Source organism: Pseudomonas frederiksbergensis (assembly GCF_001874645.1).
Lineage (GTDB): Bacteria > Pseudomonadota > Gammaproteobacteria > Pseudomonadales > Pseudomonadaceae > Aquipseudomonas > Aquipseudomonas frederiksbergensis_B.
Window position 1 is genome coordinate 140,604 of record NZ_CP017887.1, and the last position, 26,125, is coordinate 166,728.

Genomic DNA, 26,125 nt, shown 5'->3' on the forward strand with positions numbered 1-26,125 from the left:
CTTTCAGTACCACCGCCCCTGCGGACCCGGCTGAATGATTTTGAGTGGTACAAAACCGTCACCAGCACAGGTCGAGCAAACCGGCTCAGAAATTATTACTGGTCGTCCTTGGCAGCTTGGGCAGTCACCAAATGGCGACGCATTGACCCAGGCGCGGAGAACCGTGGCGAGCTTCTGCTGACCGCTGGCTTCTGCTTTCACGCAAGCCCCCAAGGTGGCCCGGTAAACGTCGATTTCGGTGATTGGTTCCGTCTTCATGCCGCATTTCCTTGATTATGTAGTCGCATTGGAAGAGCGCTCACCGACTGTTCCCTGACACCTGTTGCAAGCAAATGGGCAATGAGCGCTCTACCAATACAGCCCAGGTCCACTGGGCTACGAATTTCCCGTTAACTCCGGAAAGCAGAGCAGTTGTGCCGCGTTGATACCTGCGAAGCACCATTGTTCTGTTTGTACAACTCACAGACTTTCTATGTCGAAACAGTTTCCACGGTGCAACTCACAAAGGTGCTGAGGTGCTGGTACTCGGCTGGGATCTGGTCACGAGAGGTGATTTCGCCACTGGCGATCCGATAAAGCAGCTCAGTGGCCACGGCTGGCCCAACTCCCAGTCCAGGGTATTGGGCCTTCGCTGCAGTAATTGACACCTGACAAAAGGGGTTCAGATCTTTAAATGTGGGGCTGATAGTCATGACTCCTCCTACTGATTCCTCGGACGCCGCTTAAACCCCATTCATGGGTCGGTGGTGGTCATTAGCTTTCCGCCAAAGACCAGAATGATCTTCCCACGAAGATATAAACTGCGAGCTTGAAGACTGCCCCCACATAGGGAGCAACTAACGCGCAAGAAGATCCCCCATTTATTGCAGCCGAATCCCAGAAACCCCAACTATCTGCGAAAGCTCGTTCGCAACCGACGCACCAAGCTTGCTTGCAAATCGATCAAATGGATTTTCCTTGCGTGTAAAATCGACGACTTTTTCCTGCTGAATCACATCGCGCGCCACCAGGTCGGTATCGCCCAGTTGATCAATCAGTCCCAGCTGCAAAGCCTGTTCACCAGTCCAGATTAAACCGGAGAACAGCTCAGGGTGTTCTGCTGACTTAAGCCGATCGCCCCGGCCATTTTTCACCGCTGTGATGAACTGCTGATGGGTCGTACCGAGAACGCCTTGCCAAAACAATGTCTCCCCCTCATTTCTGGGCTGGAACTGATCCAGAAACGCCTTGTGTTCTCCTGAAGTGTACGCACGTCGCTCGACACCTAGCTTGCTCATCAGATCGACGAACCCAAAGGTCGCCGCCGTTACACCGATTGAGCCGACCAGACTGGCCTTGTCCGCGTAAATCTGGTCGGCAGCACTCGCGATGTAGTACGCCCCTGATGCCCCTAGGTCACCAATAACGGCATACACCTTGATGTCAGGATGAAGCGCTCGTTGTCGTTTTATTTCATCGTAAATGAGCCCCGCGGCCACGGGGCTCCCCCCTGGGCTATTGATTTCAAGTACGACACCACGGGTTTTGGTGTCTTTGAAGGCGGCGGCTAGGCTTCGCTTCACATTGTCAGCACTGGCCCCAGATCTATCCCCAATTGGTCCGTTCAACTCGATCTTGGCGGTTTGGGCACGACCATCACTCTCCCCTACCAGGTCTAACGGACTGTTCAGCACCAAGGCGCCCACAACCACTGCTAAGGTCATGAAGCGAAAGGCAATCTTCCAGCGCCTGGTACGACGCTGTTCTGTAACCGATGCCAGAAGCGCGCGCTCCAGGACTTCCATCTTATCCATTGTTCACCTTGAGGTAAGTCAGACCAAAATGAGGTCGGGAAACATCCACGCCGCACACAACAGGCTGGAGATGTTGAGGATCACCACCAAGGCGAACCTGTTACGAAATCCATTTTTGAGGGAGCTGTACCCGACAAACCCTCTCGCGATCAGACCGCCACTCCATCCGCCAAATGCATCGAAACTGAGCAGTTGCCACTCAGGGAGCCGCTTAAGCCCCGCTATAGCTTTCCGCTTGTCCAACACGTGAATCGTGAAAGATGCCGCGCTCGCTAGCAGTATGTAGAGCAGCAGGCCATGGTTCGTTTTCACCAGAACCCAGTTGATAAAGAAGGCGCTGGCTAAGGCCATCACCCCCAGGAAGATTCGATTCAGTCTCGTCATGCACAGGCTCCAGACACTGTTCTTTTCCCGGAAGAATCTTCTGCCGTCACTCTGGAACAGGCAGCCGGAAGGTAGGTAAAGCGTAAATGGCGGGCTGCTTTCATATGACTCCAATCTGCCCCCCGCCCAGGGGGAATCAATTGATGCTCATCCGCTCACAAACGCTGGCTAGTCGGTTTGCAGTGGTGCTCTGCACGCGCCACTAATCGTCGCTATCAAATCCCGTAATTGCCCCCTGATAGGGGGTGGATTCGACGCTCCCTTCCGGGGATCGGATGAAACCATCTCACCATCACTCGAATGGCAGGGATGACAACTTTATGAAACCCGCAACCCACCTCCTCCACGCTTTTTCTCCAGCGAACACACCACTTGGGTTGTTCTGCACCCACACCTAACCCCTTGCATTTTCCAAGGGTCAGGAAAACTGGAAACGCAGAACCCGAATCGAAACGCTCGCAGCCAATACCAGCGAGCCACCTTTAGCACCGTGGCCGTTGCTGAGAAATCTCAGCGAAAGGTATTCGAGAATGCTATCGACGATCTCGATTACAAAATAATCCAGGAAATGAGCGTTAGCCGCGACCAACAAAGCATGGCTATACGGTATTTGGTTGCTCAGATGTCTGTAGTCATCGCGTTGAGGGACGCTGGTAAGGGGGATGCAACGGCTAAACGTGATCAAGCAAAGTCTGACGTCGCTAACCTATTTGCCGTCGATAAAGGGGTTTTCAAGGACCTCGACGCCAAATCACAGGTTCTCTATGCGCTGGACTCATTCGCTCACGACAAGGCGATCAGTCCACGAGCTCAAGCGTACGAGGCAGATCGGCTGTCCGCAGTTGCGGCTGCCGAATCTGTACGGAAGCTCAGCACAAGCACCACCTGGTCGTTAGCCGGATTGGCCACGGTTCTTATGGCGATAGCGAGTTACCTGGGTGCCCGAGTACGACGAATCAAGTATCTACTTGAACCAGGCAGCTTCGATGATCGTCCAGGAAAGACGTCAAAACGCTGGATCCCAATGAAATGAAAACAAACCCCAGCCTCGAGTCTGGGGCTTTTCGTTTCGCCCCCCCTCAGTTTGTAGACGCCACCGTCAGATGCTTACCGCAGTACCCAATGACCACCACGCCATCAATAATCTCGAAGTAGATACGCATTCCACGAGCAGAACCAGTGCAGTTTCCAATGCCGAGGTGCTTTTCAAAATACAGCGACTCACCGTCGACCTGGAACATTCTTTCTGAACGCATCGAAGGCACCAAGCTGACACTCTGTGATTCCTTGGCGCTGTACGCTGATCCAAGAATGTTCCTCGCCTCCGAGTCAGGTCGCCCACTTCTTAGCGCATCGCAATAGTCAAATACAAGCTTGTCCAGCAGCTCCAACATCCGCGCTGAATACTCAAACCTTTCCGACTCTTTGGCAGATCTCCAAGCTGAAGGCAGGACTCTTAATCTGCCCTGCGCCAGCGTAGAAAAGCAGGTCAGAATCTCAGTGGGTGTGAGTTGTTCAGGATCGTTTATCAGCTTGCGTATTATCGCGGTCGGGATCTGAGCAATCCCATCATTTGCCCGTCCTTCATCCACTGCCAGGTGAGCAGCCTTTACTCGAACATGGTGAGTATCGCGCTTGAGCTTCTTCAGCTCGGCGCTCAACGCTGAAACCTCCTGCAGAGCCAGCTCCAGTACTTGGGTGTCCTCGTCTCCCCCCGGTTGCTTGTTATCCAGGTGAAATCCACTGATGAGATGCGTCCAGCCCGCCATCACCGAGGAAAGCAATTCAGAAGGGCCGGACAACTTGCGAGCCGCTTCCGTTATCAGACGCTCAATGTCGTGTGTCCCGGCAGAAACCAACAATGCCTCACTCGAAATCGCCTGAACATCCAGGTGAGTTTTCTGCGAAAGGCTCAAGATGCTTGCACGCCTCTGTACGATTTCCCGCGAGCGCTCTTCGATAATGGCGACTTGCGTTTCCAGATCCTTAAAGTAGGTGGCGAAATCAAATTTGGACCACAGAGGTGACAGCACCGCAACATGCGCCTCAACCAATGGTCCCTTATGCTCCTGGAGCTTGAACTCGTCGACTAATGACAACAACTCCAAGTCCTGTCGGTCACCTTGAAAAGATGCACTCTCTGCCTTTTCGAGTCGTCCGAATAAATCTTTGAGCTTTGGCAAAAGGTAAGCATTGGCGACCTCCTCCACGGCGATCGTGAAGCCGGCTTTTCCATCACCCCACATTGCGTGAAGCCTCGCCATCACACGAAGCAGATCCGTAGGGTCAGACCAGTCTACGTCGAGTCGTCGGGTCTGGGCCCCCAACGCTCCTCTCAAAGAGCTTGCCGACGTTAATGGCAGACCGCCTTCAGCTCGACGCTGCTTCTCAATGGACAGCTTGTGGGCCAACACACCATTCAGTGCATTTCCTACCTTTTCGCTGGCATTCAGTTGCGCAAGTGGAACATGGGTTTCAATCAGTTCCGACATACAAGCATATGCCGCGAAGCAGGCTTGGTAAAAACGCTCACCCTCTTCCGACTCGATCAGCTCTAGGACGTCCGGTAGCACCATCAGGGGGCTATAGAGTGAATCGCTCCAGCCAAAGCTGAAGGCATACCGCGAAGCCGGAAAACGCTTGCAAATCGCAGCCTCCACTGCAGACGGATTGCCGCTGTTCAGAACCGACAGCTGCAGCTCTGATTTCTCCTGCCCTATCAGGTTTTCAATGAAGGACGTGACGATCGACATTGGGTGGAACTGGTGAAGTTGCTGCAGAGGCAGTTGCTTGGCTAACTGATTTAACAGGTCAGGCTCTGAAAAATAGGCCGTAAGAACATGCGCGTCCTCCTGGATCTTCATCTGTTTTCTGCTGACCCAGGTACTTCGGATTTTCACTTTACGGAGTTTATCCGCAAGGTCCTTTACCCGCTTATGCGAGCCCAAGACAGCTGCCCAAGCTTCTGCAGCATCGTCCGTGACAAAGCACAACGGTAATGGGGGAACATCCAGTGATACCGCTGAAGGGGGCGCAAGATTTTCTGTAAAACCTGACTGCCAAAAAGGAGAGGTACGGCCGCCAGTGGCAGCGTCCTGTACAGAAATTGCCATATAAATCATTGCTCCATGTCTGGGTGGTTACGAACGCCGCCCACCTTACAATTCAAGCTTCCATTCCAAACTTCTAGTTTGCCCCTTGTCGAGGGGCTCACTTTTATCGGCATATACACAGGTATCTAAACCCCACGTCCTACTCCATCCACAAAGTTGCATTTTCCAGAGGCGCTGGATACTCCCTTTATCGAAATGGGAGTTCTCCATGATGAGCATTACGAAAGAAATCCGAAGCGTCCCCTGCGGCCTGCAGTGGTCAGTTAGAAACCTCGACATGACGCGTCAACTCCGCTGGGGATTCAGCGTTTCACTGGAACGCAGCGAGGATCAAACCTCTGGTGGACGCAGTCTCCTGAGGGTGTACTTGCAAGCTGAGATTCATGGGGAATGCCAACAGGTTCTCGACACTCACCTCTTTGGCCAGGACAGCTATTGGGAGGCCTGCTGTCAGGCGAAGGCATTCATTCGAAACAATGTGAAGCCCCTTATTCCGGAGCTCATCGCTAACCTGTTTATACCACCTGACGATGTAAACGCCCGAGCTGTAGACACCCCCGTTCCTCCCTGCACGGCGATTTGCCTGCAATGACTTTTTCCAGCTCAGGAGCTTCCTCAGTGGACATCCTCTACCCCAACATTCCATGGGCGCTTCGGTGGGAAGCGATCAAGAGAGCTTTGCAGGACGCCAACACATCGCTTGAGCGGATTGCACGCGAAACCGGCGTTACAGCGCCCGCCATGGTGAAAACTAAACACTACCCCTCCGGACAACAAGCCATCGCCGACGCGCTGGGAGTGGCACCTGAAACGCTGTTTCCGGAGCGTTACAAAACCGTCTGGAGTGACCACCACCAGCAGCAGATCAATCGGGTGATGGGGCCATTGTTAGGTCTAAGTGTGGGTGAATCTCAGAGCCAGTTCCGGGACACGATAGAAGCTTGGTCAAGCCATCCAGTGGATGTCAGTACGATGCCGACAGAAGCTAAGGCGAAATGGGCCTGGATAAAGGACCACCTCAAAAAACGTGGCTTGGGAATCAAACAGCTGGCCAACGAGTTGAGCCTGCGCCGTAGCGCAATTTACAATCTCGCGCATCACGCTTACAAAAAACCTCAGACGCTTATTGCCAAGTGCCTGGGTGTTGCACCCCGGTTGATATGGCCTGATCGCTATAACGCGGACGGTACCCCCCTAAAAGCCCGTGGCGGCAACCCTGCCTTTGCAACGCAACGAATAATTGACCCGCGGCATATGCTCGATCTCGTTGAAGGGCTTTGGCTACCCATCAAAACGATTGAAGGGCTTCCCGGCATCGCGTCAAGGAAGGAGTATGTGAGCACTCAAGCTGAGCGCGAGAACTGGAATCTTCGAGAGCGAGAAGGTCTCATCGAGGTGGCCTTTGAAAGCCTTCCCAACCTGACCAAGCTGCACCTGACCAGAGGTTGGACGCCAAAGGCTTTGGAAACGTCGGCCCCTGATGTCGCCCAATCAGGGAGCCCCTTGTATCGCAGCGTGGAACTGAGCCGCGATCCACCGACTGATCGTCATTTCGTGTTGAGGATGGCGACCTTTGGCCCCAACACTCTCGCCGAACTTTCTCTCACCTGCTTGAGGTCGAGTACCGGCGAGGTTTTGAATGGGCTGACAAGCGTCGTGTCCGCCAATAGCCTGAGTGAACTTTCCAGGATCCTGAACGACGCGAGCGGACTTGTGGATCGGTAAGGTGGTCAGCTTCACTCTTTCGCTTCAAGATCCACAAAGCTGCTCTTGAACTGGCCGATAGCGACACCTAGCTCCGCGCTTGTGCCTTCGGTGTAGTCAGGCCACGGCACAAACGGGGCACCGCGGAACTGGTTCATGATAAACCCGTTCGGACAACGGTATTGGGTGGGCTGGCCTTCAATATATTTAGCCAGAATCAGGTCACTGCCACACTTCATGTCAGTGACTGATTCTCTGAAAAATCCGAAATTCACCATGCCAGAATTATTATCGACAAAGCTTAATTGTTTTATCGCCGCAATCACGCCTACCCCACCTAAAACAGTACTCAGGACCAAAGCGCCCATCGACCAGAACCTAATCTGCTTTTTAAGCATTAGGGGCTTGAGAAGGCCATACAGAGCCTGAATCACTACCAGCATCGCGCCGATCAGAGATAGTGCTACGACAAGACCTCCCTGGGAAGGCTTGACCCCAGCGCCGGATCTGTACATAGCAGCGTCATAGAAGGTGGTGATTACTGGTGCAGCCATCAACAACGGAGCCGCAAGCCAAAAGAACGTTCGGATGCTCGACCGAAAATCGCTGGTACAGAGCACCCTGATGTGATTCGCCATTGCAAAAAGAAGGAGCGCCGTGCAGGCCAATACAAACATGTCGATTCCATTGTCAAAAAAGGTTGCCAGATTTTATCTGGTCCAAGGTGTGCGGCAAGCCAAAAGACCTATGGAAATTTCAGTAACGCATCGCATCGACGTCCCAATAGGTCGCTTAAAAACTCAGCGTCATTGGCGACGTCAACAGGATCACGAACCAGGGCTGTCTGCAGGGCAGCTCGAAGCCAATGGCTGGTCGACGGGGACGCAACCAGGACGCGGATTTCCTCATCCAGTTTTGCCAAACCGTTTTGTTCACTTGGCATCTCAGACCTCACCATCAATTGAAGAACGTGGCCTCATTATCCTTTGCGTGTCTGCTGGTCTCGCCAATGATTAACCCCTGGCCAGGGGACGGTTATAGGCCCTCACAGGACTCCTTGCCGCCCCGCGCGACAATGCCACTGGTTCGAAGACTACTATCAGCCCCCGTGCAGGGGCTCAACGCGGGATCAATCCAATCGATCATCATGGAAGAATCTGTCCTGTCTGCCAGACCATTCCTCCCCCGCGGCAATTTCAAAGCTCGGGCAACTCAACATCAAGGAACTGAGCCCCATGCATAGCTCATCACGGATCAACAAACAGTGGTCGACAGGTATTTCAGGGCACAATTGGGTCGGTGAAACCGACGTGATCAAAACCGCAACTATTGGCGGTCAGCAAATGACGGCGATGCAATGGTCGGAGGATGGATCTGAGTACGCTCTGATCTACCTGGGACAGACGTCTACCGGGTTTGGATCTCTCAGTGCTGCACAGGGGGTTGCATCCAGCTTCGCAATTTCGGTGCTTGCAAAGATGAGCGCCTCAATCTCAGCCGTAGCTTGATCCCCGGCGCCATTCTACAATCAGGCTTTGCCCGGACCCGGAAGCCTCATGCCCCACCTCGACCCTTCAGCTCTATTCACGCTTGGTGACTTCAAAGCTGACATCACTAAGCTTTTACAATCGTCTCCCGTCATCTACGTCTGCGAACAAAGCCCCGAAGGGGTCTACGTTGTCCAGTTGGATAAAGCCAAACACCTTGTCGTCGACGACAAACAGGGGCTGGCAGTATCTCTCGGGGATCTGACCGCAAAGGTTAAACCAACACGGGATGGCGGACGCATAGAACTACGGTTTCGCGCAGTGGAGCTAGACGTGTATGGAAGTGGTGACCACGCACAGGTGAGCTCGGAGCATGGTAAGGGGATCGTTTTTAAAGAAGGCGTCAAGGTCGTGCTGATTTTTGGTGCCGAAACCCCTATCGAGTCTGGCCTGACTACCGTGCTGAAAAGCGCAATCGGTAGTGTTGCGAAATGGCGAGGCGGTGTCCTGAAATTTAAAGCGGCATAACAGGGTTGCCCCCAGTTCCGAGAGAAGAATCTTCCAGGCACCAAGTAATTGCCTCCACCGGCAGGACCGATCGCTATGCCTCCATTCTGCTGAGTTAGCCCCGCAACCGGGGCATGTAGTCCAGTTAGGATTTCTGGCTTTGGTAGCCTTCAACAAGTTCAAGCTTACCTGCCCCTGCAAGACGTTCACCAAACAGCCTGTTCGCAATCGACCGTGGTCCGCGAAGGACCTGGGCCCCATGACGCACAAGATCCAGCAGCCGGAACACCTCGGCGTCGGGATCTGCCTCACCTGCTGATACAACCTCAAGCGCATGCGTGAGTTGTTCCAACTGACCCAAGGTGAGGGGTGGCAATTGATAGCGCGGCTCGTTCATGGTCGATTCATCCTTTGTGTCGTTGCTGCATTGGAAAGCGCTCAATGACTGTCCCTGGCCAGCTTGATTGGGCAATGAACGCTTTCCGGTGCAGCCCCGAGGGGCTGGTCGGAATTTCCTGGAACAGATGGATCGTTGTTGGAGGTCGGGTTACTAGCCCCCAGCGCCGTCCGAGATGGCCCGCAAGAAGGCTTCGGCGCGGGCGATCACCGGATTGACCGTGGCCGAAACGTCCACCTCGGATCTGATGCTGACAAATCGACCGGGATAGTCAGGTTCCCCGCTGGCATCCGTCAGATACGTGATGATGTCCAGCAAGTCGCTCACAAGCTCGCCGGCAGCCGCCGTATTATCTAGTTCAGCGGCGACCACTTCGGCGCCGCACTGGGAACAACCCGTCCTGATTTCCGACGCAGATCCGTCCAGATGCACCTGACCGGTGTGGCCGCATATGGCACAGTCGTATACATACAGCGCGGTCTGATTGCTTCGTGTCGACATGGTGAATTTCCTAGTCGGGCTGGTTGCCGCCGAGAACTATGGTGTGGCGTGCCTCAGAAACATCCACCGTTCCAAGGCGCCCATCCTGATAACGCACATCAACATTGATGGGCGGGGATGATTCGCTCTCTGCTGGCCATGGCACAGCGGCTGCGTGTTCAGCCTCGATTTCCAGCAGTTCGGCTTTCGCCTCGGTTCCAATACCACTGTCGGAAATGTGGCCAAGCTCAAGCAACGCGAAAAGAGCCCCATGATCGCCCATGTAATCGGCCTCGGCCTCTTCGCTATTATCCCCTGCACTGTGCGCTTCGTAGTAACTGAGCACAGAGTTCAGGTGCGAACGCGCCAGATTGATGAGAGTGTTTTCCAGCTTGGTCATGCTCATTGGGTAATTTCCGAGGTCAATTACTGGTGGAAGATGGACGCTGCTCACCAACAAGCGGTTGCCAACTCAGTACCCGAAAGTTGGAACAGCCAAACGTGTTGCTGTGCTGCTCGGCCAGCCATTGCTCGATACCTTCCAGATCGCTGGCATACTCGATTTCCACCGGAAACCCAATGGTGATGCGGGCATGACGCTCGACTGTCTTGAGGCTTTCGCTGGCCATTACACTTTCAATTGTTCCCGGCCCAGGGACGATCACGTCAAAGCAATAGTGCAGACTGTAGTGGGGCATGGCATTCACTCCTTAGTTTCTTTGTAGACGCGACAACCGCGCTTCACCTACGGCCTTAGCCCGCGACGGCGGGCTTGAGGGTGCAGCGAATTCCTCGAAGATTTCCCGTTACATCTTCACTGCGCAAATGAATTGGCCCGTTTTGTAGGTAGTCGAGGCGGGGTCTAAAGGTTTCATATCCTTGAGCGTCCAGATTTGCTTGGTGCGATCAAAATCCCCGACGGATGTCATAAGCGGGACCATATCACTGTCAAAAATCATCTGACTTGCGGTTCCCCAACTGAGGTCGTTGCAATTGACCATAACGTCAGAAACTGTCGATGCTGCGGAGCGTCCATCCCCTAACGGAACCGGAGGCGTAAAGGTCGTCTTCACGAACGCGGTCCGGTAGTTCCCCCTAATCAACTTAATGCTATTTTTCACCACATACTCAGTTGTAATCGCTGCCTCGAAACCGTCCGAATCGTCTTTCCCGGTGGACGTTTGAGTCCAAGAGCCAGCGGCGCTGGCGAACGAGGTGATGCCGCACAACACAGCGATTGCCAAAACATTCTTAGAAAACATCGGTACGCTCATGAGATTCGGCATCTGTCTTCGCGGACGCGAAAATCGCGCCGCTCCTACTGCCTCGGCCCAGCAATGGCTGGGCTTGGGCGTTCCTTGGATTTTCCTTGAGAGATTGATGCTCCGGCTTACTTGTCGTAATCAACCATTACGGAGGCGGGGAAAGCGACGTTATGAGCAAGGTCACAGAGGTAGCGCTTCCATTCCTGCCAGCCGGGTGTACCGCCGCCAGACTGGATGATCAGATCTGCTTCATGGTGACAAGTCTTACCATCAATGCTGCCTTTGTGGACATGTAGGGTCTTCACACGCTCTCCATTTGGACGGAAGCTTTCAAATACGACGGCTGCTTTGCCAGCGTCTTCAATGCGTTCGCCGCATACGTCACAAAACAGCATCGGTGTGCTGTGACCGTCCACCATTTGAATTTCGACCATCGTATGAGTCCTCCGGCTACCGGCCGTATCGGTGACACCACCGGGCGCCTACTTTCCTACCAGTCCGAACGGTTTAGGCGGTACGTGCCTGGAAGGGAGTCTTTAGCGTTCCGCAATTTAGCCTCGGCCTCTTCTTGGTCATCCGCTCGGTCAATGGCAAGCCAGTCACCATTCAGTTGACGCTCTTCAACAAACCAGACCGGCTCGACTGCTTGAGCATTTTTGCCCGAAGTCGATTTTCCATCGCCGCCCTTGGGGTAAAGCCGTTCCAACTGCGTTACGTCCTGAGTGATTATCACAAGACGCGGCGGAAACTTTTTGAGTACCAGTGCCGCTGCTTCGGCAAATGCGTCTTTAGGAGCGACCTGGTTATGTTCGATGGACGCCTTGATATCGACGCACGCGTTCTCGTTGATTACCCACACAGGCAACTCCATCAAAGCAAGTAGACCTGCCTCGCTTTCCTTGGCCCACGCCAGCACATCGTCGATGGTTTTCAGGTGCCCACCTTCGATGGCCATTTTCAGATCGCACGCCTCGTACATACGGCCTGCCATTTCGCTCTTGTCGTCCGCCTCTGGCGTTCTCAATTTCATCACTTTTTCCTTTGACTCGTAGCTGCATTGGTAGAGCGGTCTGGTCTGACGTTTGATTTCCATCTGACGGCGTGGCCATCGCTGGCAATCGGTACTCCAGACCGCTCTCCAATGCAGCCCCGTGGGGCTGGTCGGATTTTCCATGATTACGCAGGAGTTTTAGAGAATGCCGAAATCCAAGAATGAGCGATGAGCCAGACAAGGAGAACGGCAACGGTTCCGGCAATCAAACCGGCGATCATCTTGCTTTTGAAGACCCGCCATTCTTCATGCTGCACCTGCTTGTCCATCAGTTCCCGGCAAAGCCGTATTTCATCACCCGTAGCCTCACCCTGCCGCCACTTCTCGCGTAACTCTGGAATCTGCAAAAATAGGTCCTGATGTACTCGTTTCATGTTCGCCATATATTTCCTCGATCAAGTCAGGGTGACGACAGGACCACCCATACGGTCGATCAGAACCGCACTATCCGAGGCTGTTACGGATGCAACCGGGCCAGCCATTTCATCCTGGGAGTGGTCGTGGTCCTGAATGACGACTTCAGCGTCAGGGTTCATCTTTTTCAGCTTGCCGATCAACTCTTTGACTTTCATGTGGCCTACCTTTCCCATCAATGCGAGATACGGGAAATAATCGCTTCCCAACCGGGCCAATCACTGGTGCCAAAATCTCCGCTGCCAGTGACATTTGTTTTTTCCCACTCGGCCAACGCGACTTTTTCCTGCTTGCTCATGACCGTAGCCGCCTTAATGATTCGCTCAAAACGTGCTATCTGAGCGTCGATGCTTTCGTTTGTCATGCTGAAATTCCCTCAACTTTTGAGTGCGAACATAGGGTGCAAAATTTCGCGCATACCGCTCGCGTCACAAGCACGAATGTAGCCGTCATGCTTGAAAAGCTCTGAGCGGCGCGCTGCATCCAACACCGCTTTGATCTTGTTCAACGGATGCATTACTCGACCCGCTGACCGCTGATAGGCAGAGATACACAAGTCAGGATCACCCGCCCAAGCGCTGTTTGCCTTGCGCTCTAGCATTTCATCCCGTAGGTGTTCGGCTAGGGTCAATTTCTTTGCCATGGCACGTTTCCTATTTATTTTGACTGCCGCTCCATAGCGCGCCGATTCAGGTCAATCCGAGAGCAATAGTCCAGCAAGTCGCTGGCCTGCTGGTAAGTCAGTTCGTCGCGTTGCCCTGCCGCCTCAATGAATCCTCGGCATCGCCCAAACCGGTAATTACGATCCGTTCCCGCTGTGGCAAGACGGTGCAACTCCATCGCCAGACCATCAGCGCAGCGCTCGGACAAGCTTTCAACAAGAGAACGCGCCTCTGCGGTCAAACTGGCCCACGCGATGACAAGTTCGGAGCGGTAGTTTTTAGAAGAAGGGGTCATGTTTTCCATTGCGCGTTTCCTATGACTGAGGATGATCAGCGCGGGCTACCGCGTTGAAACCGTACACCTCATGCCCAATGTCATCGCTTACGGCATGCAACCACTGAAAGGCACCTTCGTCCCAAAGCAAATCGCCTGACTGCACCTTTGCATTTTTGTCGTCTTCACCGACAAGGGTGAATCCGGCAGGGGCATCTACATTCATGTTCGATTTTCCTACATCAATTTGAGTTCACGCGCAGCCTCGGCCCAGGCCCAAGATTCGCGCTGTCCCCAACCAGTAACCTTGCGCGAATTGGGTGTAATCAAAATCTTGTATCGCACCTTCCCACCCGCAAATGTCCCAGTCTCTTTCACCGCTGTTGCTTCGGGATATTCACGAATGACCAAATCCTTCGCTTTCATGCGGATTTTCCTATGCGTCTGGAGTCGTGTTGCGAACCTGCGCTGCGAGCCACTGCTTGCGCTTTTTCAGCGCATCCCCGCCGATCACCAAGGCATCCCATTTGTAACCCGCGCTCGATGCCCATGCAGCGGTGCAGGAGCCTTCAAGAATCATCTGTTCAATCGTTACCGGCGTTTTCATGGCGCTTTTCCCTGTTATTCAAAGAGTGCTTGGACGCGGGCCAGCACATCGTCAATCACCACCTCGGGAACAGACTCAACGCGCTTGGCGCCTCGTGCCTCAAGGTCAACGGTGCGGATCTGGTTACACAGAACAACGCCCTGTGTCTCGGTGCCTGAACCGCTCAACGGCACCGCAAAACCGGCATACCGGGCAAAGTCGCCGCCCTGTGTGATCGGTGCAATCACTGCGAGCCCCGAGGCGTTGTAGGCCGCAGTCGTGAGAATCAGCGCCGGACGAAAATCGCCCTGCTGCTCACGGCCAGCAGTTGGATTCAGGTTCAGGCGCACAATGTCGGCCCGGTTGAATTTGGCTCGCTTCACGCTTCACGACCTACAGGCTGCATTGCATTCCAGGCAGCCAGATCAGCGGGTTCCGGTGCGGTTAAATCGCACTGCGCCATCAGGTCGGCCAGCCGGTAATGCGGCTTTGCTTTCGCAAGCTTGAGAATCAAGGACTCGGTAGCAGCATCAACATCAAGAACCAGAACATCGCCACTGACCAAGCTCATTTGCTTGAGCACTGCGGACGGCAGACGGATAGCTGCGCTGTTGCCCCACTGCTGAATTTTGACTTGCATGAACACCTCCAGAACGTAGAAACATTGTAGATACTTGCAATGTGGTGCGCAAGTGATTTGTATAAACATAGTATCTACAATGCCAGTTCATAGGCCCGCCGTATAGTGCCCTGATCCACGGTTAGATAAGGCTTGCTGTGATCGAGCTTCGTGTCCGAGAATGGTCTGTACTGTCTCAACGTCGCCGGTTGCGGCCAGGACTTTTGCAGCAAGCGAGCGCCTACCACTGTGAGACGATCCCAGCTTGATGCCGGCCTGCCTGTAGAGCCTGCTGATGGTCTGTTGGAGCGAATCGCACGCCCGGTAAACCTCCGGCCCACTGTCCAGCTCGCGGTGCTTGAACGCCAGTTCAAAGGCCTGGCCCTTGTGTGTGGTGACCAGCTTTGAACCTGGGCGCAGGCCCCGGTATTCGTCAGCGCCGGAAAGGCCCCAGCGGCGCTGCAAGCGAACCTCGATCCAGCCGTCCAGGGCGGCAAGGCATCGAGCATGGGTCAGGTAAACATTGGCGGCAGCCCTTTGTGATGTCTGCACGTAGATACACCTCGGGCTTGATGGCTCCGCTGGGGTACAGCACGTCTGCAACCTCCAGCAAGGCCAGCTCGGTGACGCGAATGCCCGTGGTGTGTGTGAGCCACAACAGCATCACGTCGCGCTCTGGCAGACGGCCAGTGACGGATGCAACGCGGATCAGGTGCTTGAATTGTCCAGGGCGAAGGGATGTTGCGCGGCGGATGGAGGCAGTCATGGGGCTCTCTGTCAGGATTGGTGACGAATCGCGGACGATCCTGAGAGAGGGGGCAGCGGGCCTCCTGAATAGCTTACAGGCCCGCGTGCCGTGGTGTTCACGGAAAATCGCATAGGGCGTGGTTAGTCGATCCGTGAGGGGCAGTTTTTGACTTATGAAACTGGGGTGTCTTCTGCGCCCCCTAAATACAGACGATGCGATTTCGCGATTTCATCAATCATCCTGGGATTTACACCAACCGATTCAGCGATCTCAGGCCAGCGCTTCACTGCCTCGTAAACCTCAGAAATCATCTTCTTCGCATCGAGCCCTCGGACCTGAGTGGCCACCTCTTCCAGATCCAAAACCTCAAACTTGTCTCGCTTACCGTTTATCGTCATCTGGTGACTGCCAAACCAAGGCGGGCTTTAGACATCACTGTGAGCGACGATATTCCCAAGGTGCAGTTGGATTATGGTCTCGCCACAAACCAAGCTGATCCCGACGAGCCTTCTCCTCCAATGCTGGAAGTTTGCTGTCACGGTTGTACCGCGTATACACCCAGGCGAGCCCAGCCTTGACCTGCTCAGCGTTCACGTCCAAGCCGTCAACAGAAATCGTACCTACCGTTCGACCGTACTGGTCACGGCCTTGATCAATGACTTCCACTGACTTTCCAGCGACCATTGCGGCCAAATTCTGTTTGGCTTTTTGGCCGTACGCCTGGCTTTTCTCGGGCGCATCGATACCCGCCAAACGAACACGTATTTTCTCATGCTGATCCGTGAGCACTTCGACAGTGTCCCCATCGAGCACCGCTACAGTCAGGCCGTGGAAATTGTCCCCGGCCCAGCCAACCAAAGGACTGCCAAGAGAGGTGCAGAACATCAGGATTGCAAGAGAACGCTTAAAGATCATGGCGAAGGCCTTGAGACTTTGGTCGTGTTGGAAAATGAGCCTGAGGTGCCAAGCATTCTAGGTTGACGCTGGTTCGAACAATGGACGCCGACTCTCCCAGAACTGGGCGTAATCTGGCTCTGATAAATCTCGAACCCAAGGGTTGGACCCAAGACGCTGACTGATTTTTCTTAAAGTCGACTCGAACTGGTCGTAATTTTCAGAGCAGATCCTAACCTTCACAGCGGACAAGATGCCTGGAGAGACATACCGGCGTTGTAAAACCTCAGCCCTACCCAAGAGTTCATCAAACCATTCTTCGGGCATACCCGCGGCTGGAAACTCTGCCGAGAAGGAGAGACGCTCAGGATCGCCCGTCAAATCTTCAAACCAGATGCCAAGTTCCCTAACACTGCGCGCTTGTTCCTGGAAATCAGGCAACGGTGCACTGGTTATCGGGATAATTTTCACCGACATCGCCCCTGCAACAAATCCAGCCTTCTCCAGCGTTTCAGTTTCTAAGAGAGTCAGGCTGCATCCATCAGGTCGCCGAGCGATGATTTCAATCGCAGGGCGGATAGTGAGGGAACTACTACGTTGTAGATGATTGAGCACATGGATCAGATGGGTACTTAATGCCTCCGCATCCGCAATAAGGTCCTTCCCCCAAGAGAAAGGTGGCAGCAAAGACGTGTCAATAATCTCGGAATTACCCGTAATCTTGTTCGCCTCGATCTCTATCTTGATGGGGTTATTCACTTGCCTGCGGAAAATGAACGGGCCGACGAACCCCATGCCAAGAGATAAAAAAAGGAGTACTGCGAACAGCAGATTATTAGCGCTGTGCAAAACCTCCTGCCCCATGAACTGCATGGGAAAAATCAGGTGAGTAAAATTGTTATCAATGATCCCGGCCAGGGAAATCAGCATCAACAAAGCAGCACTATATTTCCCCATCTTTGGGATCCCCTTTGGCAGGTAGTTTGTGTGTTATGGCAACTTTCACAGGCAGTTCGAGAGGGACGCAGAAAAGGCCCCAGGCAATCAACCGCTGGAGTGACCGTCTTACCCAATCCCTCTTCGGACGGTTGTCTTCAACCATCACCGCATACGCCCCAGACGCTATCAATCGGGCAGACCAGTACCGGGACCAAACGCGCGGAAGGTACATGAAAAACCAGCGGTTCATTGCAGACGGTTGATCACCATCCGCAGCTACTGATATGAGGTCAGCGCCCTCCTCAGTACTCACTTCGAATCTCGCCCAAGAGAACATCTGGTTGGCGCAAAGGCACCCGCTCTAAAATCCGATCGATGATTTCAGAAAGCGGCACTTTCGGTTGACTGGCGCAAATTTCAAGTTCAGAGAGTCGGCGTGCTACGCGCGATTTCCTGTGTTCCGTTGACGGGATCTGGGCATGTATCAGGCTCGGGTTGTAAAAAACCAAGCTGTAGTCATCCCAAGACACCACGCTATAGATCAGTCCAGCAGCACCTGGTGCGGTACGACCTGGCAACGCGGAGTCCCACGCCTCTTGGCGCGAAACCCATTCATCCTCGGAAATATCTTCTGGTCGATCAGTGGAGTTCTGGTAGTGGTAGTCCTTGAAGCCGACGCTAAGCAGTGCTTCGCGGTAACCAAGATCCGACTCAACGGAGTAGATCGCCAGGACGTTACCGTTCGCAGGGATCAAGCAAACATCGAACGTGAAATCCCACTCGGTATTACGTACGCCTTTACCGAGCACAGACACCTTGGGCAAGTCGAATTTTTCGATGAGCTTCCATGTTCTATACGGTTGGATCTTTTCGCCCAGTACGCAGAAGTTTGCAGCCAGATCGACTGAGAAGGTCATCTCACGGGCACACACCTTGGCAGCTGCTTTCTCGGCAGCATCGACACACCGTGGCTTGATGGAAACGAGATGCTTCAGCGCTTGCTCAATAGAGCTGTCTTGGAGAATCAACCCGTTGTAGATCTTGGTGCTCATAGCCGGATTCCTTAGTCGATGCATGTCAGTTGCAGTGCCTCGACTCATGGTTTCATGCGAAACCTGATTCGTTGCACGGGGTTCAACCCCGTTGAGGGGGCAGTTTGTTAAATTCGTGATGATCAGTAAGCCGTGGCCACGCAATGGCCGTGACTCATGCGGTATTCCCTGACTCGCTCATCCGACCAGTCCCCGAACTTTGCCGCGGCTTCCTGAATCTTATTGGGGCAGCAGGTCCAGACCAAACACGCCATAGTTCCGATTGGCCACCTTCGAGCCGTGTTTAGTGGTGACAATCACGCTCTCCTGGTTTCGGTGTTTTTCGATTTTTGCAGCTTCAAGATTGACCCACATATCCAGGTGCTTTGGTTCAAAGCGTCTCAAGTATTCAAGCTCCTCCAGGCTGAGCCAGGGGCAGCTGCGGCAGTTAGACGGAGGGGGAACGGCCTGGCCCGAACTGACGATGTACTGCTGACACGCTGTACGGTCCATACCGAGCTCAATCAAGGGGTACAGGTTCGAAATGCTTTCTCGGTACCAGCGACTGGGGTTGCGATCAGGCAATGCGACCCGGCGCTCTTCGCCCTTGGCAATGCCAAGCATTACCTGGATTTTTCCGTAGCACGCGGCGAACTCGCGAATACCCTGCTTCCTGTTGCAGACAACCCCATACCTTTTACTCAGCCACTGTTCGAGAAACCGGTAGATCGGTTGGATTTTCAGTCGGTCAGTACAGGTCTTCGGATAGGCCTTGCTGCCGATCGTCCCTTTTGTCCGGTAAAAGTGCGTGAGTGATCGCCAACTCTCGGAATGAAAGCCCATATCTGCGGTGAGAAAGTGAAACTCGATACCGTGACTCAGGCATCGACGCCGAACATTTTCGACATGCAGGTAGGTCTCTGGATACTCGTCGCCTGTGTCACTCATGACCACCATGAAGTCGCGCGGCGCATACTTTTTACGAAAAGCAGTATCCTGAATGTACAACTCAAGGAGCGCGGTCGAATCCTGCCCTCCTCCAAAGCTGAGCACTGTGAGGCGGGACTCACTGGGTTGGAACAGGTCAAGGTTCAGAGGGGTCTTCATTTCGCAGGCACCGGATATTTAGATCCAGTCTCCTACGCCCCCAGAAAATGCAACCGCTCATGCGCACTCAGCTTGCGGGTGGGGTATGGCCCAACAATGACGCCAACTCCTGCTGCTTCGAGGTCAACGCAGGCCAAAACGTATGGACATGGCTTGTGACCATTTCCCTCAATTCTTCCTGAAGCTGCACGGACTTGAGGTTCACTTTGAACGCAGTGGGGTTGTGGTCAATTCGATGGCTGCGCAAGCGCCAGAAAATACTGTAAGCATGCTTGGGGGAAAGCATGTTGTGCTGTCTGTAGTATTCCAGCGCCAGCTGCAGAATGGAGCTTCCTTCAGACCCAGCCAGTCTCTGCAGCGCCGCCAGACATGAATCCATCTGCATTTTTTTCATCAGATGATTCAGGTGTTTTTTGGCGTCGACATCCGAGACTGCGTTTCCTTGCTCGAAGATGGGGACCTGGTATTTGAGTATGCACTGCGAGCCCACCCAGAGCGTTTTCTGAGTAAACCGATTGCGAATTTCAAAGTGGTACCGGAGCGACTCCTGTTCGCAAAGCTCACAGGTTTTTGTAGGTTTTCCGTAGTCGTAAGCGCGCTCCGTAAACATCCACTCAGTAAAAACCTCAGGGAGCGTGTCCCCTACGGAAAGCGGCAGAATATTGTCTTGAACTCGTTGCGGGAAGGAAGCCATCTCATTTGTTCTCTGGCCAGGGGCTTCATCAGACTTTGGCACTCGACAGCTCGTAAGCGGCCCGGATCTACCCCCTTCATGGTGGTCCCGGAGGCAGAACAATCTACTGCTCGCACCAACAGATCTTAAAAATTCGACAACTGGAATCTAGCGTTCTTCCAGCTGCAATTACGTGAGCTGAAATTCCTCTTCACTTTTTCCCCTAACCAGGTTTGAAGTACAGCTCTATTGGTCTTGAGCATCAGGACGACGTGGCCACCTATCGAACCCTTTGCCCCCTCCTGAGGAGGCAACTGAAGCCCGGAATTTGTAGTCGAAAGGTCTCTTAGTCCAGCATTGGTGTCGCAGTCAGAATAACCACTGACACAGTGGACCCGCAAACTCGTTGGCGTACACCTGCGACCATTCCAGATTGAAGCCAGGCAGTAAGTTTTTGCCTTTGGCGCTTGCAGGAAGAATTGCCACGAGTCGGCCCTTTCGGGTGAGCATTGTTGACGCGTGCTCAAGATGGGCCTGCCAGCGTGACTCGCTATACGGAGGATTCATCGCAATGCGATCGAACATTCCGAACACTGGTTTCCACTTCAGAAAATCAGCCTGTTCAACCCGGTAGCCCTTCGCCTTGAGGATCTGGCAATGAAGGGGGCTGATCTCGATGCAGAACGTCCTTTCCTTCGGCATGAGGTCAGCTAAGCCACCCTGCCCTGCTTCTGGCTCAAACCAACTCATTTCCGGCTCGGCGTCGACCATAGCCTGAGCGATCGCCGCCTCACCCACATTGACAGGGGTCGGATAGAACTGGTGAGACTTCTGGTCAGGGATACAGCCGGAGCAAACGACCTGGTCAAGGACATCACCAGGGTTATAGTCGAACTGCCAATAGTGTTTCTCTCGAACGCCGCCGATCGCAGTCAGTACCCTCTCACCTTCTGCCAGTACCGCCTTGTCGTGGTCACCATAGTCGAACTTTCGCGCCATCGGTATCGAGCGGTAACGCTCGGGCCATGACGGCTCGATGCGCACACTCACCTCTCGCATACCTGCGAGCAGAGCAATGACCGCGAAGGGCAGTGGCCGATCAAAGAGCTCAAAGTCTTTAAGCTTCTTCTTGGTCTTGGGTCTTTCACGAAAGGCAGCAGGAATCGCTGCTGGGTGCATGCTGGCGAGTATTGCGTTTAATCGCCACGCCATTTCTGGGTGCACTTGCAGGTGAGCAGTACCAACCCCACCGTAGACACGAATCCGAAGCGCGCCGCCATCAACTGCCATCCACTCGCCATTCTGGCGACTTGCTGCTTTGATGACTGGGCCCGTGGCGCTGTGTTTGGGCTCATCCCGCCCCATAAATTTTGCGATCACACATCGCAAATCATTGATTACACCTTCGGTGTGAGATCCGAAAACCCCTTGAATAATAAGCTTTTTTCGAAATCCTTGAGGTTGATTTGTAACATGATCGCGGCTCAGGGATCGGAAAATGCCGTCGACTCGCTCACCGAGAAACCTCGCCCTGCTAGCGAGTAAACTCCCCAAAGTTGAGCGCACAGTGTCATCTTCGAAATCAGGGAGAGCCTCTATCTCCCACTCATCCGGTTCGTTTCGATTCCAGCTATTTCTCGGTTTTTTCTTACCAAGGGGATTCCGGATCTGCTCAAACCACTCTTCCCGCCGCTTTTGGGGCATGTAGTCGAGCACATCGGTCAACCTCAAGGCCTTGTTCCAGAATTGAGCGTTGAGTTGTGCAACCGCACCGTCCACCTGGAACAACCCGGCGACGGTGCTGGGCATGCTGTGACGCTGCTCCTTCACGTTGCCTTCAACAAAGTAGTGCAAAACACACGAAAATTGCTCAGCGTTCATTGCTGCAGCAAGGGCATGAATTCGAACGCGGATTGCGTTGTATTCGCCGACGAGACTGTCCACTAGGTCTGATGCCATCGGAGCAAAAAATTCGCCCGCATCTTCGACCAGGACACACCCGCTTGTATCGATTTCCAAGGCTTGCATTGTTGACCTCAATCACATGACTACAGGGGAAAGCCCCTACACACGATTGAATTTTCCAACGGCCAGAAATAATGCAAGCCCTGTCGAGATCGCTTCAAGAATCCAAAATCTTCACCAGAAGAATGTTCTTCATCGTTGGTCAAAACTGAATTGATACCGTCAAATGCAGACAATGAGGAGCAGCGTCTATCAGCGTTCATTCGCAAGTGTTTACTTGCGTTCCTGCGTTTGCGTGATGACCTGATGGGTCACAACGGGTACTCAGCGCCCTGGTCTAAGATCGATATCGTCCAGTTCTTCAAGAGTATGAACGACATCCTCGACCCACTCGGCGTCGAAGTCGTCCCGATCCGCCTCTTCGTGAGTCCCCTTGTTCAGGTAGGTCCAAACGAGATTGGTCGCCGGTATGCCGAGAATTCGGCGAAAGGCGACCAACAGCGGGGTCTTGTTCGCATGGTTGAATGTCGCCGCTTCGTTGAGTTTCTTAAACAGGGCATCGCAGAGGTTGCGCAGGCTGGGTTCAGCACCGACACCGGGGAGTTGCAAACCGATCATGCCGAGATCATGGCTGGCGAGCCAGCGCCACATTTTCTCTGACAGCATTTCGAGCGCCTGGCGCGCCGATGCCAAGGCCGCACGATCATCCAGCTCGTCCTTTGCCGCTCGCGCCTTGACGATGTAATTCTTGGTGGGAATGTTGCCTCTGACCCTGGGCTGGTAGTCGCCGGTATGATGACGGAACAGATAGACCGTACAGTCACCGCGCCGCTTCGGAGGAAGATGCTGCTGAATGTCCTTAATGAACTCGTTGCTATGGCAGGTGACGATGAGTTGCATCTGAAGGAAGTTGTCGCTCTCGAAAATCGCTTCTCGGATACCGCCGCGATGATCGTGGTCGATCGCGTTGATGGCATCGTCAAAGACGACCAATGGGCTTTCAATGCTTTGGGCCTTGGCAAGTAGGATCGCCAACCCCAAGCATCGGATGTGGCCCTCACTCAGGATATGCAAGGCATCGACGCGCGCCTCAGGATTGCCCCGGAAAGCAATCTCGATCTTTTCATCACCAGTCAGGGGCAGATGCAGCGCCGCGAGCTTGTCGACGTCAAGATCATTCCGGTTGAACTCGTTGTAGAGGTTCATGGCTGTCTCGTTAAGACCGGCCAAGAGGCTGCCAGGCAACTTGTCGCGATAGTCTCTGAGCTCGGTCAAGAAGAGGTCATAAGCAGCCTTAATGGGGGCGTCGCGTTCTATGTTCCGCTTTTCCTGCGCGACTTGCTCGATCAGCTCGGCATTGGTGACATCAAAGGCTGCGATCCTGGTTCTCGCTTCCGCGATACTGTCGACGCATTGTTGTCGCTTCAGATCATGGGCTTGGATCAGGAGTTGGAATCGATTCAGGCCATCTCGCTCTTCGATATGTTTCTGCCGTTCCTGTTGCGCGAGCAGCGAAGCGGCGTCTTGCTCGGCCACACGATCGGCGACAATAAGAAGATGTTCGAGTACGAACGCTTCTGGATTAGGATCGAGCTGCGCCGGGTAAAGGTTCGTCCACCAATCGCCAGCGGGCTCTATGGCCAAGTCAGCAAGGTAGCGGCCCACAGAGGTGTCCTGTTCCTGCAGAGCCACGATGAACTTGCTCATGTCCGCGAGTAGCTGTCGAAGTTCGCGTGAAGCGGTTGCCGCTTCTGACTGCCTGGTCCTCAAGCTCTCTTGGAGATCGCCAAGATCCTTCAGTTGCGCGAGACCTGCCTTCGCCTTTTCGTAAGGGTTGGTAACGACATGGATCGGCCCCTCAAGGGGCGTGTTGCAGGCAGGGCAATGGTCTCCTTCGGCTTCCTGGAGTGCGCTTACAGAGGTGTATAGATCCTTGAACGACACCTGACTGCTTCGCTCCGCGAGCGCCGCCGAAACTTCACCAACCAGCCCGTGTAACTTGTGAACCTTCTCGAAGGCTTGCAGCAGACCAGGACGTGTCAGGCCAATGTTCCCAGGGGGGACAGCGTTTAGAATGCCCTCCAGTTCCTGTAGTCGGCAAGGAGCGTCGGCGCTGCCGATTAGTTGCTTCAGGCCCGCATAGGTCATTTCTGCTGAATGCGTCTGGCCAAGTTGGACTTCTTCGTTCACCAGGTCCTGAAGCGCCTTCGCTTCACCATCAACCGTCACCTGATCGGTCGCCAGCGCATCGCGACGCGCCGTCAAGACAACCTGCTTGTCTACTTCTAGCACGAGTTGACGGTCAACGGTCTCATTGAAGTGAGCTACGAACTCATTGAACTGGTCCATACCAAACAAGGTGGCAATGAGTTCAGATCGCTGGCCCGCGGGCCTGGCCGCGATACGGGAAAAGGCATCGATGCGATTCTTCTCGATGAAACAGAATCGATAGGTCTCTGCATTCGAGACCACATCCACTTCGCGACCCTGTTGGTCAGTTGCCTTCAGGATGGGCGGTACAAATCGCTGTGCATGGGAATTGGTGAGATAGGTTTTCGCATCGATGCGCTTGCTACCAGCCTCTTCGACCTCGCCTAGAAGGGCGTACTCCAAGCTTTCGCAAAAGCTGGTTTTACCGCTGCCATTTGGTCCGTAGAACAAAATGATAGGCTTCTGGAGATCAAACGGTTCGGGGTTACGAAAGCCCCGGAACGGTCCCAAGGTTAAATGTCGCAACCTTTTCCAAGGCCAGGCCCCATTGGCAGCTACAGCTTGAAAGGCGGGTGGCGCGTCCGACGTTAGCGCCAGCGTTGCTCGAATTAGGTCGACCAGATAGATCGACCGCTGACTTCGATTGCGGGAGGTCGCAGCCAGGGAGTCAAAATTGGCCAATGAGAGATTCGCCAGCCGCCGCACCTCCGATGGAATGTTCTTCTCCTGCAGATGGAGCCATTCAACGAACCGTTCGAAATCTTGCTTGGCTGACGCCATATCTCCCCCAATTGTCAGGTCGCTTGTCATCCCCCAGTTCCTTTTCGCACAGGCTGAAGCGACGACACGCACCACTTGTCAATTTTCTAAATAAACCCCGAACTATCCAATGCTGGGCGCATGGCCCCCGCTTGCGAAGCGGTTCAAAGACGAAGATCGCCTTCAAGCGGAAATCTTGGGCTTGTCGGTCTTGGTGATAATGATCATGGCCATAGGCATTCCGTCCTGACCGGACGCGATATGCATTCTCGAGCGACCAGCATGGTTCATCATCTGCATCTAAGCAATCTGTCCGTACCATTGCTCAACAGTCCATCCAAGGGCTTTCGCCATCTCAATATCGCAGAAGGCCGACGCGCATTCGGCTTGTGACGGAAAACACGGCTCTGGTGCTTGAAATGCTCTGGGCGAAAGGATGTAAGTCAAATGTCCACTGCGCTCCCTCTGTCAGGGTTGAACTGTGATCGTTCTCGATCCCGAAAGAAGGCGCCCTAGACATTTGAAGGACCTATCGGAAGACCCTGCGTGTCGTGCATAGAAGATTCTTCCACAACGCATCTCACCTAAAACAACCATTTGGGGCCAGATGCAAAGCTTGCATTTTCCCGGCGTGCGTAAGACTGGGTGCAAGTCAGTGCTGTTTAGCAGCTACCGGCCATCTGCAGACCGATCGCCACCTCGGGCCAATGTTCGCCCCAAGAAACCGATCCGGTACCGCACCCTTCACTCCAGAACTACAGGTGACTCCAATGGCTCTTACCCCCCGCTCTTTCAACAAGGTGATGTTCCGGATCGTGGAAGTAATCAGCTACGTGCCGATGAGCATCGAGGCGCTTCATGAGTCCTGCGCCGTGTCCTTCAAGAGCATCACCGTCGAAGACATTAAAGAGGTGCTAGACGGAATGATCAGAATCGGGGCCGTTTCGATCGATCCTTGTGGCATGTACTTCGACTGTACCGCCTACACCCTTGGCGACATCCACCGCGGAAAGCGAGCAGCTGTTTAAACTCACATACCAAATTAAAAAGCCCCGATTTTCG

36 protein-coding genes and 1 pseudogene are annotated in these 26,125 nt (G+C 53.9%); 5 read left to right on the forward strand and 32 right to left on the reverse strand.

Annotation, left to right across the window (positions count from 1 at the left end):
- Positions 1-3: 3 nt before the first annotated feature.
- The 3 genes from BLL42_RS28080 to BLL42_RS28095 form a co-directional block, all read right to left on the reverse strand.
- Positions 4-258: a hypothetical protein gene (locus tag BLL42_RS28080; protein WP_071555985.1), complete on the reverse strand. Its 255-nt coding sequence runs from the start codon at positions 256-258 to the stop codon at positions 4-6.
- A 602-nt stretch (positions 259-860) separates the two neighbouring features.
- Positions 861-1,793, reverse strand: coding sequence for a S49 family peptidase (locus BLL42_RS28090; RefSeq protein ID WP_071555987.1), 933 nt, complete (start codon positions 1,791-1,793; stop codon positions 861-863).
- Positions 1,794-1,811: 18 nt separating this feature from the next.
- Positions 1,812-2,177 (reverse strand): DUF1294 domain-containing protein, encoded by a 366-nt coding sequence (locus BLL42_RS28095; RefSeq protein WP_071555988.1) that lies wholly within the window; start codon positions 2,175-2,177, stop codon positions 1,812-1,814.
- Between the two features lie 490 nt (positions 2,178-2,667).
- Here BLL42_RS28095 and BLL42_RS28100 point away from each other — a divergent pair, with 490 nt between their 5' ends.
- Positions 2,668-3,210: a hypothetical protein gene (locus BLL42_RS28100; RefSeq protein WP_071555989.1), complete on the forward strand. Its 543-nt coding sequence runs from the start codon at positions 2,668-2,670 to the stop codon at positions 3,208-3,210.
- Positions 3,211-3,256: 46 nt separating this feature from the next.
- Here the strand turns inward: BLL42_RS28100 and BLL42_RS28105 are convergent, their stop codons facing one another.
- Positions 3,257-5,290: a hypothetical protein gene (locus BLL42_RS28105; RefSeq protein ID WP_129587033.1), complete on the reverse strand. Its 2,034-nt coding sequence runs from the start codon at positions 5,288-5,290 to the stop codon at positions 3,257-3,259.
- Positions 5,291-5,908: 618 nt separating this feature from the next.
- On the opposite strand from BLL42_RS28105, the gene BLL42_RS28120 reads away from it, so the two are divergent.
- The gene (locus BLL42_RS28120; RefSeq protein WP_071555993.1) at positions 5,909-7,015 is read left to right on the forward strand and encodes a helix-turn-helix domain-containing protein; all 1,107 of its coding nucleotides are present in this window, start codon (positions 5,909-5,911) and stop codon (positions 7,013-7,015) included.
- Positions 7,016-7,026: 11 nt separating this feature from the next.
- Here BLL42_RS28120 and BLL42_RS29360 read toward each other — a convergent pair whose 3' ends face one another.
- The gene (locus tag BLL42_RS29360) at positions 7,027-7,671 is read right to left on the reverse strand and encodes a hypothetical protein (RefSeq protein ID WP_081427383.1); all 645 of its coding nucleotides are present in this window, start codon (positions 7,669-7,671) and stop codon (positions 7,027-7,029) included.
- A 68-nt stretch (positions 7,672-7,739) separates the two neighbouring features.
- Positions 7,740-7,937, reverse strand: coding sequence for a hypothetical protein (locus tag BLL42_RS30640; protein ID WP_071555994.1), 198 nt, complete (start codon positions 7,935-7,937; stop codon positions 7,740-7,742).
- A 292-nt stretch (positions 7,938-8,229) separates the two neighbouring features.
- On the opposite strand from BLL42_RS30640, the gene BLL42_RS28135 reads away from it, so the two are divergent.
- Both BLL42_RS28135 and BLL42_RS28140 read left to right on the forward strand, forming a co-directional pair.
- A complete protein-coding gene (locus tag BLL42_RS28135; RefSeq protein WP_071555995.1) occupies positions 8,230-8,502 on the forward strand; it encodes a hypothetical protein in 273 nt (90 codons plus the stop codon).
- Between the two features lie 48 nt (positions 8,503-8,550).
- Complete coding sequence (locus BLL42_RS28140) at positions 8,551-9,009, forward strand: hypothetical protein (RefSeq protein ID WP_071555996.1); 459 nt, start codon at positions 8,551-8,553, stop codon at positions 9,007-9,009.
- 124 nt (positions 9,010-9,133) lie between these two features.
- Here BLL42_RS28140 and BLL42_RS28145 read toward each other — a convergent pair whose 3' ends face one another.
- The 26 genes and pseudogenes from BLL42_RS28145 to BLL42_RS28255 all read right to left on the reverse strand — a co-directional run bounded on the left by BLL42_RS28145 (position 9,134) and on the right by BLL42_RS28255 (position 25,084).
- Entirely contained in the window at positions 9,134-9,385 is a 252-nt protein-coding gene (locus BLL42_RS28145; RefSeq protein WP_071555997.1) for a hypothetical protein, read from the reverse strand.
- Positions 9,386-9,538: 153 nt separating this feature from the next.
- Entirely contained in the window at positions 9,539-9,886 is a 348-nt protein-coding gene (locus tag BLL42_RS30285) for a hypothetical protein (RefSeq protein WP_071555998.1), read from the reverse strand.
- 10 nt (positions 9,887-9,896) lie between these two features.
- On the reverse strand, positions 9,897-10,271 hold the full coding sequence (locus tag BLL42_RS28155; protein ID WP_071555999.1) for a hypothetical protein: 375 nt from the start codon (positions 10,269-10,271) through the stop codon (positions 9,897-9,899).
- A gap of 16 nt (positions 10,272-10,287) precedes the next feature.
- On the reverse strand, positions 10,288-10,563 hold the full coding sequence (locus tag BLL42_RS28160; protein WP_129587034.1) for a hypothetical protein: 276 nt from the start codon (positions 10,561-10,563) through the stop codon (positions 10,288-10,290).
- Positions 10,564-10,671: 108 nt separating this feature from the next.
- Positions 10,672-11,127 carry a hypothetical protein gene (locus BLL42_RS28165; RefSeq protein WP_071556001.1) on the reverse strand — a complete coding sequence of 152 codons (456 nt, stop codon included), beginning with the start codon at positions 11,125-11,127 and terminating at the stop codon, positions 10,672-10,674.
- Between the two features lie 128 nt (positions 11,128-11,255).
- Positions 11,256-11,564, reverse strand: coding sequence for a hypothetical protein (locus BLL42_RS28170; protein ID WP_071556002.1), 309 nt, complete (start codon positions 11,562-11,564; stop codon positions 11,256-11,258).
- Between the two features lie 56 nt (positions 11,565-11,620).
- Positions 11,621-12,223, reverse strand: a complete 603-nt coding sequence (locus BLL42_RS30645) for a hypothetical protein (RefSeq protein WP_236722029.1) — start codon at positions 12,221-12,223, stop codon at positions 11,621-11,623.
- 83 nt (positions 12,224-12,306) lie between these two features.
- On the reverse strand, positions 12,307-12,564 hold the full coding sequence (locus BLL42_RS29940) for a hypothetical protein (protein ID WP_129587035.1): 258 nt from the start codon (positions 12,562-12,564) through the stop codon (positions 12,307-12,309).
- Positions 12,565-12,576: 12 nt separating this feature from the next.
- Positions 12,577-12,753, reverse strand: coding sequence for a hypothetical protein (locus BLL42_RS30125; RefSeq protein WP_161492368.1), 177 nt, complete (start codon positions 12,751-12,753; stop codon positions 12,577-12,579).
- A 17-nt stretch (positions 12,754-12,770) separates the two neighbouring features.
- Positions 12,771-12,959, reverse strand: a complete 189-nt coding sequence (locus BLL42_RS28180; protein ID WP_071556003.1) for a hypothetical protein — start codon at positions 12,957-12,959, stop codon at positions 12,771-12,773.
- Positions 12,960-12,971: 12 nt separating this feature from the next.
- Entirely contained in the window at positions 12,972-13,238 is a 267-nt protein-coding gene (locus BLL42_RS28185) for a hypothetical protein (protein ID WP_071556004.1), read from the reverse strand.
- 14 nt (positions 13,239-13,252) lie between these two features.
- Entirely contained in the window at positions 13,253-13,561 is a 309-nt protein-coding gene (locus tag BLL42_RS28190; RefSeq protein ID WP_071556005.1) for a hypothetical protein, read from the reverse strand.
- Positions 13,562-13,571: 10 nt separating this feature from the next.
- On the reverse strand, positions 13,572-13,757 hold the full coding sequence (locus tag BLL42_RS28195; RefSeq protein ID WP_071556006.1) for a hypothetical protein: 186 nt from the start codon (positions 13,755-13,757) through the stop codon (positions 13,572-13,574).
- Between the two features lie 11 nt (positions 13,758-13,768).
- The gene (locus BLL42_RS28200) at positions 13,769-13,957 is read right to left on the reverse strand and encodes a hypothetical protein (RefSeq protein ID WP_071556007.1); all 189 of its coding nucleotides are present in this window, start codon (positions 13,955-13,957) and stop codon (positions 13,769-13,771) included.
- 10 nt (positions 13,958-13,967) lie between these two features.
- Positions 13,968-14,138: a hypothetical protein gene (locus tag BLL42_RS30130; protein ID WP_161492369.1), complete on the reverse strand. Its 171-nt coding sequence runs from the start codon at positions 14,136-14,138 to the stop codon at positions 13,968-13,970.
- 14 nt (positions 14,139-14,152) lie between these two features.
- Positions 14,153-14,500 (reverse strand): type II toxin-antitoxin system ChpB family toxin, encoded by a 348-nt coding sequence (locus BLL42_RS28205; RefSeq protein WP_071556008.1) that lies wholly within the window; start codon positions 14,498-14,500, stop codon positions 14,153-14,155.
- Positions 14,497-14,757: an AbrB/MazE/SpoVT family DNA-binding domain-containing protein gene (locus tag BLL42_RS28210; RefSeq protein WP_071556009.1), complete on the reverse strand. Its 261-nt coding sequence runs from the start codon at positions 14,755-14,757 to the stop codon at positions 14,497-14,499. The genes BLL42_RS28205 and BLL42_RS28210 overlap by 4 nt, the downstream gene beginning before the upstream one ends.
- 74 nt (positions 14,758-14,831) lie before the next feature.
- Positions 14,832-15,502 (reverse strand): annotated as a pseudogene (locus BLL42_RS28215) (tyrosine-type recombinase/integrase).
- 152 nt (positions 15,503-15,654) lie between these two features.
- Entirely contained in the window at positions 15,655-15,882 is a 228-nt protein-coding gene (locus tag BLL42_RS28220) for a hypothetical protein (RefSeq protein ID WP_071556010.1), read from the reverse strand.
- A 34-nt stretch (positions 15,883-15,916) separates the two neighbouring features.
- Positions 15,917-16,399 carry a thermonuclease family protein gene (locus BLL42_RS28225; RefSeq protein WP_071556011.1) on the reverse strand — a complete coding sequence of 161 codons (483 nt, stop codon included), beginning with the start codon at positions 16,397-16,399 and terminating at the stop codon, positions 15,917-15,919.
- Positions 16,400-16,456: 57 nt separating this feature from the next.
- Positions 16,457-17,335 (reverse strand): hypothetical protein, encoded by an 879-nt coding sequence (locus BLL42_RS28230; RefSeq protein ID WP_071556012.1) that lies wholly within the window; start codon positions 17,333-17,335, stop codon positions 16,457-16,459.
- A 284-nt stretch (positions 17,336-17,619) separates the two neighbouring features.
- The gene (locus BLL42_RS28235; RefSeq protein ID WP_071556013.1) at positions 17,620-18,369 is read right to left on the reverse strand and encodes a hypothetical protein; all 750 of its coding nucleotides are present in this window, start codon (positions 18,367-18,369) and stop codon (positions 17,620-17,622) included.
- Between the two features lie 219 nt (positions 18,370-18,588).
- On the reverse strand, positions 18,589-19,455 hold the full coding sequence (locus BLL42_RS28240; protein ID WP_071556014.1) for a phosphoadenosine phosphosulfate reductase domain-containing protein: 867 nt from the start codon (positions 19,453-19,455) through the stop codon (positions 18,589-18,591).
- Between the two features lie 67 nt (positions 19,456-19,522).
- Positions 19,523-20,191, reverse strand: a complete 669-nt coding sequence (locus tag BLL42_RS28245) for a hypothetical protein (protein WP_330220796.1) — start codon at positions 20,189-20,191, stop codon at positions 19,523-19,525.
- A 306-nt stretch (positions 20,192-20,497) separates the two neighbouring features.
- Positions 20,498-22,156, reverse strand: a complete 1,659-nt coding sequence (locus BLL42_RS28250) for a DUF4942 domain-containing protein (RefSeq protein WP_236722030.1) — start codon at positions 22,154-22,156, stop codon at positions 20,498-20,500.
- A gap of 261 nt (positions 22,157-22,417) precedes the next feature.
- Positions 22,418-25,084, reverse strand: a complete 2,667-nt coding sequence (locus BLL42_RS28255) for an AAA family ATPase (protein WP_071556150.1) — start codon at positions 25,082-25,084, stop codon at positions 22,418-22,420.
- A gap of 749 nt (positions 25,085-25,833) precedes the next feature.
- On the opposite strand from BLL42_RS28255, the gene BLL42_RS28260 reads away from it, so the two are divergent.
- Positions 25,834-26,091 carry a hypothetical protein gene (locus tag BLL42_RS28260; RefSeq protein ID WP_071556016.1) on the forward strand — a complete coding sequence of 86 codons (258 nt, stop codon included), beginning with the start codon at positions 25,834-25,836 and terminating at the stop codon, positions 26,089-26,091.
- The last annotated feature ends 34 nt before the right edge of the window (positions 26,092-26,125 follow it).